The organism is Mesopusillimonas faecipullorum, from assembly GCF_020539505.1.
Classification (GTDB): Bacteria; Pseudomonadota; Gammaproteobacteria; order Burkholderiales; family Burkholderiaceae_B; genus Mesopusillimonas; species Mesopusillimonas faecipullorum.
On sequence record NZ_JACDXW010000002.1, the window covers coordinates 111,074 to 123,906 of the forward strand.

The 12,833-nt window shown below is 55.8% G+C and carries 17 protein-coding genes and 1 tRNA gene; 7 read left to right on the forward strand and 11 right to left on the reverse strand.

Annotation, left to right across the window (positions count from 1 at the left end):
- The gene (gene mnmA / locus H0484_RS03900) at positions 1 to 1,110 is read left to right on the forward strand and encodes a tRNA 2-thiouridine(34) synthase MnmA (RefSeq protein WP_226953142.1); all 1,110 of its coding nucleotides are present in this window, start codon (positions 1 to 3) and stop codon (positions 1,108 to 1,110) included.
- 11 nt (positions 1,111 to 1,121) lie between these two features.
- Here mnmA and H0484_RS03905 read toward each other — a convergent pair whose 3' ends face one another.
- Both H0484_RS03905 and H0484_RS03910 read right to left on the reverse strand, forming a co-directional pair.
- Positions 1,122 to 1,568: a YkgJ family cysteine cluster protein gene (locus H0484_RS03905; protein WP_226953143.1), complete on the reverse strand. Its 447-nt coding sequence runs from the start codon at positions 1,566 to 1,568 to the stop codon at positions 1,122 to 1,124.
- Positions 1,569 to 1,649: 81 nt separating this feature from the next.
- Entirely contained in the window at positions 1,650 to 2,258 is a 609-nt protein-coding gene (locus H0484_RS03910) for a glutathione S-transferase N-terminal domain-containing protein (protein ID WP_226953144.1), read from the reverse strand.
- Positions 2,259 to 2,372: 114 nt separating this feature from the next.
- On the opposite strand from H0484_RS03910, the gene purB reads away from it, so the two are divergent.
- Positions 2,373 to 3,749, forward strand: a complete 1,377-nt coding sequence (purB, locus tag H0484_RS03915; protein ID WP_226953145.1) for an adenylosuccinate lyase — start codon at positions 2,373 to 2,375, stop codon at positions 3,747 to 3,749.
- A 72-nt stretch (positions 3,750 to 3,821) separates the two neighbouring features.
- Positions 3,822 to 3,897: transfer RNA gene (locus H0484_RS03920), tRNA-Lys, on the forward strand.
- 470 nt (positions 3,898 to 4,367) lie between these two features.
- On the opposite strand, the gene H0484_RS03925 is transcribed toward H0484_RS03920, so the two are convergent.
- The 4 genes from H0484_RS03925 to H0484_RS03940 form a co-directional block, all read right to left on the reverse strand.
- Positions 4,368 to 4,619 (reverse strand): hypothetical protein, encoded by a 252-nt coding sequence (locus H0484_RS03925; protein ID WP_226953146.1) that lies wholly within the window; start codon positions 4,617 to 4,619, stop codon positions 4,368 to 4,370.
- Positions 4,620 to 4,623: 4 nt separating this feature from the next.
- Positions 4,624 to 4,971: a helix-turn-helix domain-containing protein gene (locus H0484_RS03930; RefSeq protein ID WP_226953147.1), complete on the reverse strand. Its 348-nt coding sequence runs from the start codon at positions 4,969 to 4,971 to the stop codon at positions 4,624 to 4,626.
- 13 nt (positions 4,972 to 4,984) lie between these two features.
- Positions 4,985 to 5,239 (reverse strand): type II toxin-antitoxin system RelE family toxin, encoded by a 255-nt coding sequence (locus H0484_RS03935; RefSeq protein ID WP_226953148.1) that lies wholly within the window; start codon positions 5,237 to 5,239, stop codon positions 4,985 to 4,987.
- A gap of 113 nt (positions 5,240 to 5,352) precedes the next feature.
- Positions 5,353 to 5,511, reverse strand: a complete 159-nt coding sequence (locus H0484_RS03940; RefSeq protein WP_226953149.1) for a hypothetical protein — start codon at positions 5,509 to 5,511, stop codon at positions 5,353 to 5,355.
- Positions 5,512 to 5,578: 67 nt separating this feature from the next.
- On the opposite strand from H0484_RS03940, the gene H0484_RS03945 reads away from it, so the two are divergent.
- Entirely contained in the window at positions 5,579 to 5,791 is a 213-nt protein-coding gene (locus H0484_RS03945) for a hypothetical protein (protein ID WP_226953150.1), read from the forward strand.
- A 605-nt stretch (positions 5,792 to 6,396) separates the two neighbouring features.
- Here H0484_RS03945 and H0484_RS03950 read toward each other — a convergent pair.
- Both H0484_RS03950 and H0484_RS03955 read right to left on the reverse strand, forming a co-directional pair.
- Positions 6,397 to 6,606 carry a hypothetical protein gene (locus tag H0484_RS03950; RefSeq protein ID WP_226953151.1) on the reverse strand — a complete coding sequence of 70 codons (210 nt, stop codon included), beginning with the start codon at positions 6,604 to 6,606 and terminating at the stop codon, positions 6,397 to 6,399.
- Between the two features lie 110 nt (positions 6,607 to 6,716).
- The gene (locus H0484_RS03955; protein ID WP_226953152.1) at positions 6,717 to 7,148 is read right to left on the reverse strand and encodes an Ivy family c-type lysozyme inhibitor; all 432 of its coding nucleotides are present in this window, start codon (positions 7,146 to 7,148) and stop codon (positions 6,717 to 6,719) included.
- 176 nt (positions 7,149 to 7,324) lie between these two features.
- Between H0484_RS03955 and H0484_RS03960 the strand changes: the two genes are divergently transcribed.
- Entirely contained in the window at positions 7,325 to 7,804 is a 480-nt protein-coding gene (locus H0484_RS03960; RefSeq protein WP_226953153.1) for an anti-virulence regulator CigR family protein, read from the forward strand.
- 8 nt (positions 7,805 to 7,812) lie between these two features.
- Here the strand turns inward: H0484_RS03960 and H0484_RS03965 are convergent, their stop codons facing one another.
- The gene (locus tag H0484_RS03965; RefSeq protein ID WP_226953154.1) at positions 7,813 to 8,421 is read right to left on the reverse strand and encodes a hypothetical protein; all 609 of its coding nucleotides are present in this window, start codon (positions 8,419 to 8,421) and stop codon (positions 7,813 to 7,815) included.
- A 269-nt stretch (positions 8,422 to 8,690) separates the two neighbouring features.
- On the opposite strand from H0484_RS03965, the gene H0484_RS03970 reads away from it, so the two are divergent.
- Positions 8,691 to 9,485: a TcpQ domain-containing protein gene (locus tag H0484_RS03970; RefSeq protein ID WP_226953155.1), complete on the forward strand. Its 795-nt coding sequence runs from the start codon at positions 8,691 to 8,693 to the stop codon at positions 9,483 to 9,485.
- Entirely contained in the window at positions 9,482 to 11,071 is a 1,590-nt protein-coding gene (locus H0484_RS03975) for a hypothetical protein (protein ID WP_226953156.1), read from the forward strand. The genes H0484_RS03970 and H0484_RS03975 overlap by 4 nt, the downstream gene beginning before the upstream one ends.
- 12 nt (positions 11,072 to 11,083) lie before the next feature.
- Here H0484_RS03975 and H0484_RS03980 read toward each other — a convergent pair whose 3' ends face one another.
- A complete protein-coding gene (locus H0484_RS03980) occupies positions 11,084 to 12,331 on the reverse strand; it encodes a urate hydroxylase PuuD (protein WP_226953706.1) in 1,248 nt (415 codons plus the stop codon).
- A complete protein-coding gene (gene uraH / locus H0484_RS03985) occupies positions 12,331 to 12,684 on the reverse strand; it encodes a hydroxyisourate hydrolase (RefSeq protein WP_226953157.1) in 354 nt (117 codons plus the stop codon). Before uraH ends, H0484_RS03980 begins: the two co-directional genes overlap by 1 nt.
- Between the last annotated feature and the right edge of the window lie 149 nt (positions 12,685 to 12,833).

Sequence of the window (12,833 nt, forward strand, 5' to 3'; positions counted from 1 at the left end):
ATGCAGGCAAATTCCAAAGGTCGCGTCGTGGTGGGCATGTCAGGTGGCGTGGATTCCTCGGTATCGGCGTGGTTGCTCAAGCAACAAGGCTATGAAGTCATAGGCTTGTTCATGAAAAACTGGGAAGACGATGACGACTCCGAGTATTGCTCTAGTCGTCAAGATTGGCTGGATGCAGTCAGTGTGGCTGATTTGGTGGGCGTTGAAATCGAGGCAGTGAATTTCGCCGCTGAGTATAAAGAGCGGGTGTTTGCCGAGTTTTTGCGGGAATACCAGGCTGGACGTACGCCCAACCCCGACGTGCTATGTAATGCCGAGATCAAGTTCAAGGCGTTTCTGGATCATGCCATGTCTTTGGGGGCGGAACGCATCGCTACCGGTCATTATGCGCGTGTGCGTGAGGTGACCCAAGATGGGCAGCAGCGCTACCAGCTTTTGAAGGGGCTGGATGTGAGCAAAGACCAAAGCTACTTCCTGCACCGCTTGAATCAAGCTCAGCTGTCTCGCACTTTGTTCCCTCTGGGAGAACTGCCAAAAACGGAAGTTCGCCGCATCGCCCATGAACTTGGCCTGCCTAATGCCGCTAAAAAAGATTCCACCGGTATTTGTTTTATCGGCGAACGCCCATTTCGCGAGTTTTTGAACCGCTACCTGCCTTCGCAGCCTGGCCTCATTAAAACACCCGAAGGTAAGGTGTTGGGCAAGCATCACGGCCTGGCTTTTTATACCTTGGGCCAGCGCAAGGGCTTGGGAATCGGCGGCGTAAAGGGAAGTCAGCGCGACGACGGCACAGCAGACGCTTGGTACGTGGCACGCAAAAGTTTGGCCGACAACACGCTTTACGCGGTGCAAGGTCACGATCATCCGTGGCTGTTGCAACCGCGCTTGCAGGCACAGGATGCCAGTTGGGTGGCCGGAAAGCCTCCTCGCGCCGGACGCTACGGCGCCAAGACGCGCTATCGCCAGGCTGACGCAAGCTGCGTGTGTGAGTCGCAAGATAACGAGCGCTTCGAGCTGTTGTTCGAAGAGGCGCAGTGGGCGGTCACCCCTGGGCAATCGGCTGTACTGTATGACGGCGAAGTTTGCCTGGGGGGCGGTATCATCGTTTAAGCTGACCCAGCTTAGGCGGCGATATCGTGCTTACCCGGCGGCGTATTGCTTGGATCTTGGTCGTCGTCGTTGTCGACGATCAAGGGCGGCAAAGGCGCAAGCCCTAAGGCCAAACGTAGGCGCTGGCAGTCTGCATTCGGAGAACCATCACTTTCCCAAGATGGGAAATCCCGGCAGGGCGAGGGTCTCAACTCGTAGATGGCGCAATGTATACCCGGCTGACCCAATTCACCGCGTAAGGCTACGCAGCGTTGTCCGCCATATTCCGTGCCTTTCATACAGGCCCGCAGAGGCCCCGCTTGGCTGACCAGTTCGGGGGGTACCGTCCCACCTAGGTCTGCAACTTCACCGCAATAAAAAGAAACTCTGAAATGGGCGCAGCAGGCGCCGCAACTTAAGCACGGGCTATCGAGCAGGCTCTCGTTGGCAGCCCGGCGACGAAGGGTGATGGGGGTCATGAGGGCACAAAGTGCGGAAGAGGGGGAGGGTCCCCCGAAACGAGCTCGGGAGAGCTGAGGCGGATAAAAGAAGGCTTGGTTTTATGGCGGAGCCGTATTGGCGAACGAAGGTCTTTCCTGCAGCTTTTCGTGCAGTTTGGCCAGGTTGGAATACTGGGATCGCCAGTCGAGCTGAGGGTAGCGTAGGTCGAGATAACCCAGTGCACACCCCACGGCGATATCGGCCAGCGAAAAATTGACGCCCATGCAGAAAGCGTGACTGTTGAGGCCGTCGTTCATGAAAGTGAGAGCTCCCAAAACCTTGCCGTGCTGGCGAGCAATCCAGTCATCGCTACGGTGCTCGGGCTTGCGGATAGCCCTTTCAATATGGATGGCTACGGTGGCATCGGCCAAGCCGTCGGCGATGGCTTCCCAGCACTTGGTAGCGGTGCGGTCGCGACTGGTTTGAGGCAGTAGACGACTGACAGGTGAAAGCGTGTCCAGGTATTCCACGATGACACGCGAGTCGAACAGGCTGCCGCCGTCATCCGTGACCAGACAGGGTACTTTGCCCAAGGGGTTGTATTGCGGTACCTGGGTGCCGTCTGACCAGACATCGTCAAGAATCAGTTCGTATTCCAGTTTTTTTTCCGCCATGACCACACGCACTTTACGAACGAAAGGGCTGGTCAGGGAACCGAAAAGTTTCATGTCTGACTAGGCAAGTTACAGGTGGCCAAAGTATAGCAGGGAAGGTCCCAACAAAGCCGTCGTTTCCTGCACTGTTAAAATGGACGGTTTGCCCTTACTTCTATTGATTTTGCCATGAAGATTGCATCTGAACTTAGTTCCTTGAATGCCTTGTCGCCGCTGGATGGGCGCTATGCTTCGCGCACTCATTCCCTGCGTGGCCTGTTGTCCGAGGCCGGCTTCATGGCGCACCGCGTCGAAGTCGAGGTGGCGTGGCTGACGGGCTTGGCTGATGCCAAGCTCCCCGAATTGCAAGCTTTCTCGGCCCAGGCGCTGGAGCGCCTGAACGCCTTGGTCAGCAATTTCTCGGAAGCTGATGCTGCCCGCATCAAAGAAATTGAGCGCACGACGAATCATGATGTGAAGGCGGTTGAATACTGGATGAAAGAGCGTGTGGCGGATGACGCCGAACTGGCGCAGGCTGCCGAGTTCATCCACTTTGCTTGCACCTCTGAAGACATCAACAACACTTCTCACGCCTTGATGCTGACACGCACGCGCGAGCAAGTACTGCTGCCCACGCTGACGCGAGTTCACGAGACTATCCTGGCGCTTGCCCAGCAGTATGCCGATCAGCCGCTATTAGCGCGCACGCACGGTCAGCCAGCCAGCCCCACCACTATGGGCAAAGAATTCGCCAACGTTGCGGCGCGTTTGGCACTGGCCATAGAAGACATTCGCAAAGTGCAGCCGCTGGCCAAACTGAACGGCGCTACCGGCAACTACAACGCGCATTTGTCCGCTTATCCCGAAATCGACTGGCCCGCCTTCAGTGCGGGCGTGCTGGGACGTTTGGGCTTGACTCAAAATACTCACACCATACAGATCGAACCCCACGACTGGATGGCGGCCTTGTTCGACGCCGTGGCACGGGCCAACACCATTTTGCTGGACTTCAACCGTGACGTCTGGGGCTATATTGCTTTGGGCTACTTCAAGCAAAGGCTCAAAGAAGGCGAGGTAGGCTCTTCCACCATGCCACATAAGGTCAACCCCATCGATTTTGAAAACTCCGAAGGGAATATCGGCTTGGCCAATGCCATGTTGCGCCACCTGGCCGAAAAACTGCCCGTGTCGCGTTGGCAGCGCGACCTGACCGACTCTACCGTATTGCGCAATTTGGGCGTGGCATTCGGCTACTGCTTGGTAGCCTGGGACGCTTGCTTGAAGGGCTTGGGCAAGCTCGAGCTTAACGCTGCAGCCATCGATGCCGACATCGATGCATGCTGGGAAGTGTTGGCCGAGCCTGTGCAAACCGTTATGCGCCGCTACGGTCTACCCCAGCCTTACGAGCAGCTCAAGGCCCTGACACGCGGAAAAGGCATTACGCAAGAAGCTCTGCGGGAGTTCATTGCCCAGTTGGATCTGCCCGAAGACGTCAAACTTCGCCTGCAAGCCATGACGCCACGCACTTATATCGGTCTGGCGGCCGAGCTTGCTAGAAAAGCCTAAGAACGGGGGGCACAGGTAAAAAAATATGCCTGGCCCCTAAAATCGGCCAAAAAATAGTGTTAGAATTCCGGCGGGGCTTTAGCTCAGTTGGTAGAGCAGAAGACTCTTAATCTTTTGGTCGAGGGTTCGAGTCCCTCAGGCCCCACCAAAAAACTGTTGTAAATCAAAGATTTAAGCCGTCTCTTACGCGGCTTTTTTCTTTTGTGCTGCGCCTTGTGACGTAAATGTGACGTTCTCGGCGTGGTGAGCAAGATGAGATTGAGCCAGGTGCGCGTACTTTTGCACCATTACAGGTCCATCACAATGACCCGCACATTCTCCCTGCCCGGCAGACGCTTCAGGTAGCTGCGTAAACTCGTTTCTGAGCGGCCCCGCCTAGATATGAATATCTTGTGCACGTTTGACTTCCTGGACTACCAGTCCAGGGATTCCCAAGATAAAATCGATTGGGGACATCGGCATTGCTTCCATTAAACGTGTTCTTCGCAAAAACAAGTCTAATGAATGTCGAGCGTCCCCCTTTTATGAGGTAGAGCCTTGCTTTGTAGTGGCTGCTCCCGGCAATACGCTATCGGCATGGCTGGCGCTGCTCCTTTGCCGCTATCGGTAGAGAATATTTCAGCTGTGTTGTACGTCCACCCATCGCCGCTCCCCAGGGAAGATCTGGATACGTGCATCTTTGAGTGAGACGCAGAATTTATGCGCCCTAAGGATGAGAATCCTAAGCCGCAGAAGGATGTGGGAGCGGCGTGGGGCGAACTGGCGTGGCGCCACCCACAGTGCTGCTGATGACGGCGTGGGGGATAAGGTCGCCATCTTGAGTGCGGCTTGCAATGTATTTATCGAAGGGGCGGTTTTGATGGTGCTCATGGGATCAGAAGCCCAGTTGCTCCAAGGATATCCCCATGGCCGCTGCAATACGTTCTCGGGTCGCCTTTTTGGGCTTGGCGTCAGGCGCCTCCATTGCGGCGTAGCTGGGCTGCCGGATATCTAGGCGCCGGGCCATTTCGGTTTGGGTCAGCCCCAAGTGTTCGCGCCAAGCTCGAATCATGCTCCAGTCGTTCTTGACGCACAGGCGCATGACCTCGTGGGGAGTGGTGCCATCAGCCGGGATGCGACCGGAAGGCTTTTCCCCTTCGGTGAGTCGTAGGTATTCATCGTAGGGCAGCACGACGAATGCTGGCTTGCCGTTGGTTTCGAGAATTGTGTGGTTGATATCCATGACTGGCTCCTGCTCAGTAGGTTTGGTCGTCGCGCTTCTTGACCTGCTGAATCTCGATGATCCTGACTTCGGTGTCAGCGTCGAACAGGACTCGGTAATTTCCTACACGCATACGGTATCCGTACTCGTGATTGGTGAGGGCGATGACGTTCTTGGTGTCCGGGAAACTCTCCAGACCATCCACGGCGTTAACGATCGTGATCTGCTCTTTGCGGTCGATCTTGCGGAGTTGCTTTTTCGCCTTGTTTGACCAGTTAACCGCATACATGGGTTTCTCCCTTTTTATAGGTTAATTATAGCTTTAGCTATATTTAATGACAAGGGAAACCACCCTTCGTGGCGGCTGTCGACGTTGGTATGGAACAAGTAGCGGCCAACGTCTTAGCCGGACTTCGCGCAAACAGCCGTGCTGGCACGCTGGGTCTGTGATTTAGGTGAGTACTTACCAAGATCACATTGAGTACCGAGCGCGGCAATGAAAATCGCTTGATGGATGTTGCCATGGTCGAAGTCGCTGATGTCGTTCTGGTTCTTGTCCATATGATTCGAGGTAATTCGGTGCGAGCTATTTCTCTGCGTCGCGCCTCGAAGGCAGAATGGAGGCTTTATGAACAAGCGAAATAAGACGGATTGGGAAAGGGTGAAGGCCGATGCGAAAGCTGATAAGCCTGTCCCTTATGAACCTGAAACGGATCTGTATGACCCAAACGCCGAAAAGGCTGTTGAGCAATTCTGGGCTCAGGCAAAAGTAACCAGCCCTGGGCGCCCACGCGTTGCAGTCAAGCATCCCACGCTGAACATGCTATTGACCCTGATCTAATAGAGCATTTACGCTCTACGGGCAAGGGTTGACAAACCCGCGTGCCGCCGGTGTTTTTAACGCCGTTGTGGAGACTACCATGCACTGCATGTATCCCCGTGGCGTCCATGTGCGTCCGTATGTTCGTTATCGCTTTGAGCGATGGGAGCATGTCTGCGCACATTGTCGCTCTATGCCCGGACAGGGCCGTTTGTTCGATTAAGTAGTGCTAGGCCCTGGAGGGCATACCTCGGGGCCTTTGTATTTCAGCTTAGCACCAGCCTTCCTTTACCAGGTACCCTTGCGATTTTGCCAATATCTCCAGATTAGAGAGACTAGGTGAACCTAGCGACTCGTACATAATCATTGTCCTTAGATAGCAAGCAGTTTGGTCAATGTTATATCCCGCTTCTCTTGCCGCAGCAGGGAGTGTTCTGCGCCTGGGCCGGCACCCCACACGCCAGGCATGCGGTAGCCAGCCGGAGCGGGTTGGGGCAGGAAAAAAGCCGCTGTTTGAACTGCACCCCAAAAGTTAAACCCTGAACTAATACACCCAAGAAATAGGGCGAGTCACGCTCACCCCATTCAACTGCGGCCTTTACTGCTTCTGTTAGGCCACCGAGCAGCTACGCGATCAGTTGTTCGAGTCGCTTTCTCACCATATTGACCAGCTCTTTGTCGTCCAAATTATTAGCTCGCAAATCCATATCCTGGATCAAGTCGTCGCGAATGCTTGGGTCTTTTGCTATGGCTCGTTTCATTAGGGCTCGCAGCACCATGTCGTGGGCCAGGGTCATTGCAAGCAGAAAATCCTCTGCTGTTTTGCTATTTTTCATTTGTTTTTCCTAATGTGCTGAAGGTGGATTGCCAGCGCCTGCGTTGGCAGGCGCGAGTATGAGCTACTTAATGCCGATAAAGGGCACGGCACTGTTAGGAATGTTCTGAATTAGAAAAAGTATTTGCCAATGACCTTTGCCGCGTCGAAGTCGGTTTTCCCAAGCCAGGTGATGTCGCTCTTGATCAGATTCGGACCATCAAAGTTGTTTTGCAGAAATGCGCCCCCTGTAATTTGCTTGGCTTGTGGGCTGTACATCACCACGTAGCTCGCAGTAATGCAATCGTGGGGTTTGCAACCCCAATAAACGGTATAGGTTTTGCCATCTACCGTTTCGCTAGTGGGTGGTGCCGTAGTACCGAAGGACTCAAGCCACGACGCATTTGAGAGAAATGGCTCCATGACCCGCTTGAACTCGGCTGCCAAGGCCGGATCAGCTTGAGCGGCTTCATATAAATACAAACCGGTTTGCTGAGCATGGGTGCTGGGTGCAAAGAGGGTGAAGGGTAGCGCCAGGAGCGGGGCGGCAATGGTTTTGAACATGGTTTCTTCCCGGGGATGTTGCTTGACTTAAATCATAAGGGGCTAGCGCGCATAATGAAAGGGCACAACCGCATTGCATAACGATTGCACCCTGTTTCATGCTGATGCAAACAGGTGAGGCAAGGTGTTGATTCCGCTATATGCTGTACTTGTCCCAATGGCATAAGGATTGGACAATGAAAAGACGAGCTGTTGTGCTGGCGCTCTTGCTGGGCGGTATGGCTGCGCCATTGAGCGCGTTTGCGGGGCCTCCTCGACGACACGAAAGAAAAGGAAGGCCAGGCAAACATGATCATGCTGATCCAGCCCGTGATCGTCATCGGTCTATGAGTGATCGCCGCTGGGAGCGAGGCGATAGGCGTCGCGACGCCTACGCTGACCTTGTCTATGCGGGGATTACGGCCGCTTTGGCACGGCGGTACGCGCGCGATGCGGGGTTGCGGGGTTATGCCTCATTGCCACCTGGCATACGTAAGAACTTGGCACGGGGCAGGCCTTTGCCCCCTGGCCTGGCAAAAAGAAAACTGCCCCCGCGTTTGTTGGGTCGCCTGCCGCGCTATCCAGGTTATGAGTGGCGGGTTAGCGGCACAGACTTGTTGCTGATTTCAGCTACCAGCGTGGTGGTCGCTGACGTCCTGTACGACGTTTTTGACTGACGTTTGGGTCAGGGTTTAAGTAGCGCGGCGACTTCCGCCTTGGTAGCGGCGCGGGTGCGTTTTGTAATGGCAGTGCCGTCGTAAGTGTAGACATCGACCTTGTCGGCGTGTTGTGCACTAGGCGTAGTCAAGACTAGCTGAGAACCCTTGGCGGCAACCTTGATCTGCTTTGAGCAAGACCCTATGCGTGGCGAAATGCGGTAACCGGTGCGATCGAGAACCACCCACATGTAATGAACAGCGCATTGAGTTTCGCCGTCGCTGATGGCGATTAATGCGGCGTGGGCATCGTCTATCTGGTAGGCATAGGTAATATCGAGCCGCCCTTGAACGGCGGGCTGTAGTGGAGTGCCGTCCAGGTAAAGCCTGGAGTCGTAAAAGTATTCGCTGGTCTGTACGGATAAAGTACCGTGTGGGGTTTCGAAAGACAGCGAAGAAGGCGGATCGCGCCACTCGGCGTGGGCCCGCGGTTCAAGAACGGCCAAGCCAAGTAAAAACGTATACGAAATGGCCCGAAACAAGGACGCGAGGCGTTGATGCGGCGAGCGCTGCGCAGGAGCGCGAGTAGCGGCGGAAAGCACAGTGGCGTGATAAAGCAAGTGCTTGCTGATGAGCAAGTTTTTTGTTTGAGCCGGATAAATCTGACTCCTCAAGATTATCATGTTTTCAAGGGTAAAAATTGTATTTGGCTGTTCCCGCGCTCTAAGCGAACCATCTTGTATCTCTAAGGCTTAAAGCACTATGCCGGCTTAGGCCACAAGGGCGTTGCGCCGCGCTTTTATCCGTTGGTATTGTCCGATCTGGTGAGTCGCTAGCCAGCCTGTCAAGATGCGTATTCCCGGCTTGCATGCCGGGCAATGGGCGAGTTTGGCAGGAGACTCACGGGATGATGAAAAAAGTAGCTAGCACCTTGGGAATAATGGCATTGATGCTTTTGGCCGGTTGCGGTTCATGGTACCCCACAGCCATCGGTCTCGGTCCGGCGCAGCGTCCGACCCCAGCTGGGACAGCGTATTTCGATTTCTCATGGGAGCTCTCGGGAGACCGCCAAGCAGCACCGCTGCAGGTTTTCGATGATGGCCACCGTATGTGGATGCAGTTCTCACCGTATCAGGGTGAGCCTGCTCTGTGGCAGCCGGCACCTGAAGGCAAGATGTTGGCGCTTGCTTATCAGCGGCAAGGCCCCTACCTGGTAATAGAGCCTGTCCAAAATACAGTGCTAGTGCAAGCTCAGGGTCGGCAAGCTAAGGTTCAACGTCAGATGGCGGCAGAACCACCGTCCGAGGCGCCCCAGACGACAGCATCACAAGCTTCCCCGGCTGCACTGGCGCCAGATCAGCATCCGGCAGTGACACTCTCACCGGTAGAGCAGGATGTTTCCCCACTCATTGCTTTTTCCGTAGAGCGTGGGGACGGCCATATGCGTCGCACCCTGACGCGCTGGGCTGAGCAGGCCGGCTGGGTGTTTCAGGGCGAACATTGGAGCGTGGATGTGGACATTCCCGTTTCAGGCGATGCGGTCTTCGAACTTCCTTTCGAGCAGGCCGTACAGGCATTGCTCGCAGCAACGGAGTTGTCGGATAGGCCTTTGCAGCCTTGTTTCTATTCCAACAAAGTCGTTCGTGTCGTTGCCTTTGCGCAGGCTTGCGACCGCACGGCCAGCCCCGGGGAGCATGTATGAGCGGTCGACTGATAGCCTTGATACCTTTGTTATGGCTAGGAGGGTGCGCCTTGCTGGATATGAAACAGCAGGTAGACACTCAGGCAGCTCAAGCAAAACAAGAACTCCAACAAAGGCAGCAAGGGTTTCGTGCGGCTTTGAACGACGAGCACGCAAGGCGCGCCAGCCGCCATGTGGATCGTCCTTGGTTGGCGGGCAAGGCGCAGCCCCTTGCTCGCGAGCTTGTTCTTCCGCCCGCCTTGCGGGCAAATGTGCAAACGACCATGATTTTCTCTGAACCAGCAGCCGATCTTGAGCACATCGCACAGCGTATTACCCAGGCCACAGGCATCCCCGTGCAGGTCAAGCCTGATGCCACCTGGCCGCTGACTTGGTTTGGTCCCCGCATGGCGGCCCAAGGCGCGCAAGGCAGCAGCAATCAAGCCGGCGGTAGCTTGTCTGGGTGGATGCTTGAAGGTGGGCCGGCGCCTTTGGCACAACTGCTGGATAGACTTGCGGCGCGCCTTGGCGTGTCGTGGCGCTATGAAAATGAGCGCATAGAGTTTTATAGATTAGAGACACGGGTCTTCGAGTTGCCTTCCATGTTGCTTGATGCTCAGGCCGAGGCCGCCATGGGAAGCAGCGACGGGCAGACTGAGGGAGGTTTCAGCAGCGTTTCGCGTACCACGCTTAGCTCGGGGCAGGCGCCCTTGGTCGAAAGTCTGCGTCAGCGAGTTGAAGCATTCCTGACGCAGGCGGGGCAGGTTGTAGCCGTACAAGGCGCCAGTGCCAGCCTGGTGGTCACCGACACGCCAGAAGTCCTGCGTCGCGTTGCGCAGTATCTTGAACGCGAGAATCGCGTGTTGACTCGACGGGTGCGTATTCTTTTTGAAGAGCTGACGCTTGCGTTGGATGAGCGGGGTGAACTAGGCATAGATTGGCAAGGTGTTTTCACCCATGCGCGAGCCATGGCAGCCATGGGCTCTGGTGCGCCGGTCGAAAATGCCGTTGGCAGTGTCTCTGCGTTGATTGCTCAAGGGCCGTTCCAAGGCTCAGAGCTTTTACTTCAGGCGCTTGGAAGCTCAGGTAAGGTGGTGCGTCGACACGTTGTGCCTGTGCTGACCTTGAACCGCAGGCCGGTCACCCATGCGGTACGTACCACCTTTTCTTATATAGACGAGGTGCAGACGACCGCTGTCCGAGACGATGCCGCCTTGGCTTTGCCTGCTGTGTCCGTCAGCCAGAAACGGCAAACAGTGGGGACTTTAATTACCCTGGTTCCCGATGTGCGGGAAGATGGTCGTATCCTTATGTCGGTGGCGTACGACAGTACAACGGCCCAACCTCTGAAAACCATACGTTTTGGTGATCAAGAGCACCCGCTTCAGCTGCAACAGCTCACGGTAGAGGGCAACGGTACGGTACAACAACTGGCTTTGCAGCCTGGGCAGCCGCTGGTGATTGCAGGGTTCGACAAGGTTCAATCCAGCACCGAAGAAAGGCGCTTGAACCCTGGGGCGCCGCTGCTGTTAGGCGGGGGGGACACGGTGGCTCAGCAGCGTCTGACCACACTGATGGTGATCACGGCACAGGTGGAAGAGGGTTGAGCGGCTGTGGGCTCAGGGGGGTGTCGTAGTGGCAGACCAATTGGCGATCAGCGCACGTTCGTCATCGGTCATGTTGGTGATATTGCCCAAGGGCATATAGCCGTTAGCCACCACTTGTTTGATAAGAGCGGGGTTAAGCAGCAGCTGTGCTTCGGTTTCCAGGGTGATGCCTGCTGGCGCGGCAGCCATGCCCGCAAAGCTGGGTTTGGCTGCGTGGCATTCCACGCAACGTGCCTGCATGATGGCCATGACGTTCGCGGTCGTTGTTTGTTGGCTGGCTGCGTTGGCTTCGATGGCGGATAGGCTTGGGGAAGAGCTCGCCTCGTGGGGCTGAGTTGCGGGAGCGGCGATCCAGCCAACTGCAATAAGCAGCGCTACACCGGCTACGGGATAAGCCAGGGCATTACGACCGCTGTGCAACAGCACGAAGTATTGCCGGATCAGAGCGCCAGCAAAGATAAAGAGGCTCATGATGAGCCAGGCTTGCGGATGGGTATAGGTAAAGGAATAGTGGTTGCTCAGCATCAGCAGCACTACCGGCAGTGTGAAGTAGGTGTTGTGCACCGAGCGTTGCTTACCGCGTTTGCCATCCAGCGGGTTGGAAGCCTGACCATTTTTTAAAGCCGAGACCATACGACGCTGGCCGGGGATGATCCAGAAAAAAACGTTTGCTGACATGCACGTGGCCATGACGGCGCCGGTTAGCAGGAATGCGGCACGCCCCGGAAATAGCTGGCAACTCAGATAGGCTGTGATCACCATCATCAAGGCAACCGCCAGGCTGAGCAAGCCGTCGCGTTCCATATTAGGGCTTAGCCGGCGACAGAGCTGGTCATAAATGACCCATCCCGCAACCAGGAACAGCACCGCCAAAACCGCAGCTTGCCAACCCTGTAAGGCGGCTGCCCAGGCCCATTCGCTGCTGCGATTGACCAGGTAAAAGTCGGGGCGCGCCAAATACATGAACGAGAACAGGGCAAAGCCCGAGAGCCAGGTGGTGTAGGCTTTCCAGAACGACCAGTGCAGGTCATTGGGCAGTTCGGCCGGGCTGGTGAGGTATTTTTGATTATGGTAGAAACCGCCGCCGTGTACCGCCCACATTTCGCCAGCGACGCCGCGCTGCTTAGCTGCCGCCGGAGGGGGGCGCAAGCTGTTGTCCAGCATGACGAAATAGATGGACTCTCCTATCCAGGCGATGGCGGCAATGACATGAAGCCAGCGCAGCAGCAAATTGCCGTACTCGATAAGAAAAGCATGCATCAACTGCCCCGATAAGTGGAATAGGCCCATGGCGTGGCAACCAGCGGAACATGGTAGTTCTGGTCTGGGTGGGCGACGCCGAAACGCAATACAACTTCGTTCAGAAAGCGAGGCTCAGGCAAGGGTACGCCCAAGGCAGCGTAGTAGTCTCCCAGGGCAAAGCGCAGCTCGTACAGGCCGGCCACCATGTCGTCACCCTCAAGCAGCGGCGCATCGCAACGACCGTCGGCATTCGTACTGGTTTGCGCCAGGAGTAGGATGCGGTCACCCTCAATACGATACAGGCTTAGATGGACACCCTGGGCAGGCTTGCCGTTCAGGGTGTCCAGGACATGGGTGGAGATTTTTCCCATGGTTTGTCTCGCTGTGCGGCCGCTTTTTTTTGCCTGACTCGGGAAAGTCGCGCGGCATAGCGCTTTCCCCAATTGTTGACAATTTATGTTGACGATTCTGTTGCGGCCACCAATAATTGTCAATAGAAGATTTCCTTAATGACGAATGT

Coding starts and splice junctions, on each gene's coding strand:
- H0484_RS03940 (WP_226953149.1), bottom strand. CDS start 5,511: ATGGACAAGAACCAGAACGACATCAGCGACTTCGACCATGGCAACATC.
- H0484_RS03930 (WP_226953147.1), bottom strand. CDS start 4,971: ATGGATATCAACCACACAATTCTCGAAACCAACGGCAAGCCAGCATTC.
- H0484_RS03945 (WP_226953150.1), top strand. CDS start 5,579: ATGAACAAGCGAAATAAGACGGATTGGGAAAGGGTGAAGGCCGATGCG.
- H0484_RS03980 (WP_226953706.1), bottom strand. CDS start 12,331: ATGCATGCTTTTCTTATCGAGTACGGCAATTTGCTGCTGCGCTGGCTT.
- uraH (WP_226953157.1), bottom strand. CDS start 12,684: ATGGGAAAAATCTCCACCCATGTCCTGGACACCCTGAACGGCAAGCCT.
- H0484_RS03960 (WP_226953153.1), top strand. CDS start 7,325: ATGAAAAGACGAGCTGTTGTGCTGGCGCTCTTGCTGGGCGGTATGGCT.
- H0484_RS03970 (WP_226953155.1), top strand. CDS start 8,691: ATGATGAAAAAAGTAGCTAGCACCTTGGGAATAATGGCATTGATGCTT.
- H0484_RS03955 (WP_226953152.1), bottom strand. CDS start 7,148: ATGTTCAAAACCATTGCCGCCCCGCTCCTGGCGCTACCCTTCACCCTC.
- H0484_RS03910 (WP_226953144.1), bottom strand. CDS start 2,258: ATGAAACTTTTCGGTTCCCTGACCAGCCCTTTCGTTCGTAAAGTGCGT.
- H0484_RS03975 (WP_226953156.1), top strand. CDS start 9,482: ATGAGCGGTCGACTGATAGCCTTGATACCTTTGTTATGGCTAGGAGGG.
- H0484_RS03905 (WP_226953143.1), bottom strand. CDS start 1,568: ATGACCCCCATCACCCTTCGTCGCCGGGCTGCCAACGAGAGCCTGCTC.
- H0484_RS03925 (WP_226953146.1), bottom strand. CDS start 4,619: ATGAGCACCATCAAAACCGCCCCTTCGATAAATACATTGCAAGCCGCA.
- H0484_RS03935 (WP_226953148.1), bottom strand. CDS start 5,239: ATGTATGCGGTTAACTGGTCAAACAAGGCGAAAAAGCAACTCCGCAAG.
- purB (WP_226953145.1), top strand. CDS start 2,373: ATGAAGATTGCATCTGAACTTAGTTCCTTGAATGCCTTGTCGCCGCTG.
- H0484_RS03950 (WP_226953151.1), bottom strand. CDS start 6,606: ATGAAAAATAGCAAAACAGCAGAGGATTTTCTGCTTGCAATGACCCTG.
- mnmA (WP_226953142.1), top strand. CDS start 1: ATGCAGGCAAATTCCAAAGGTCGCGTCGTGGTGGGCATGTCAGGTGGC.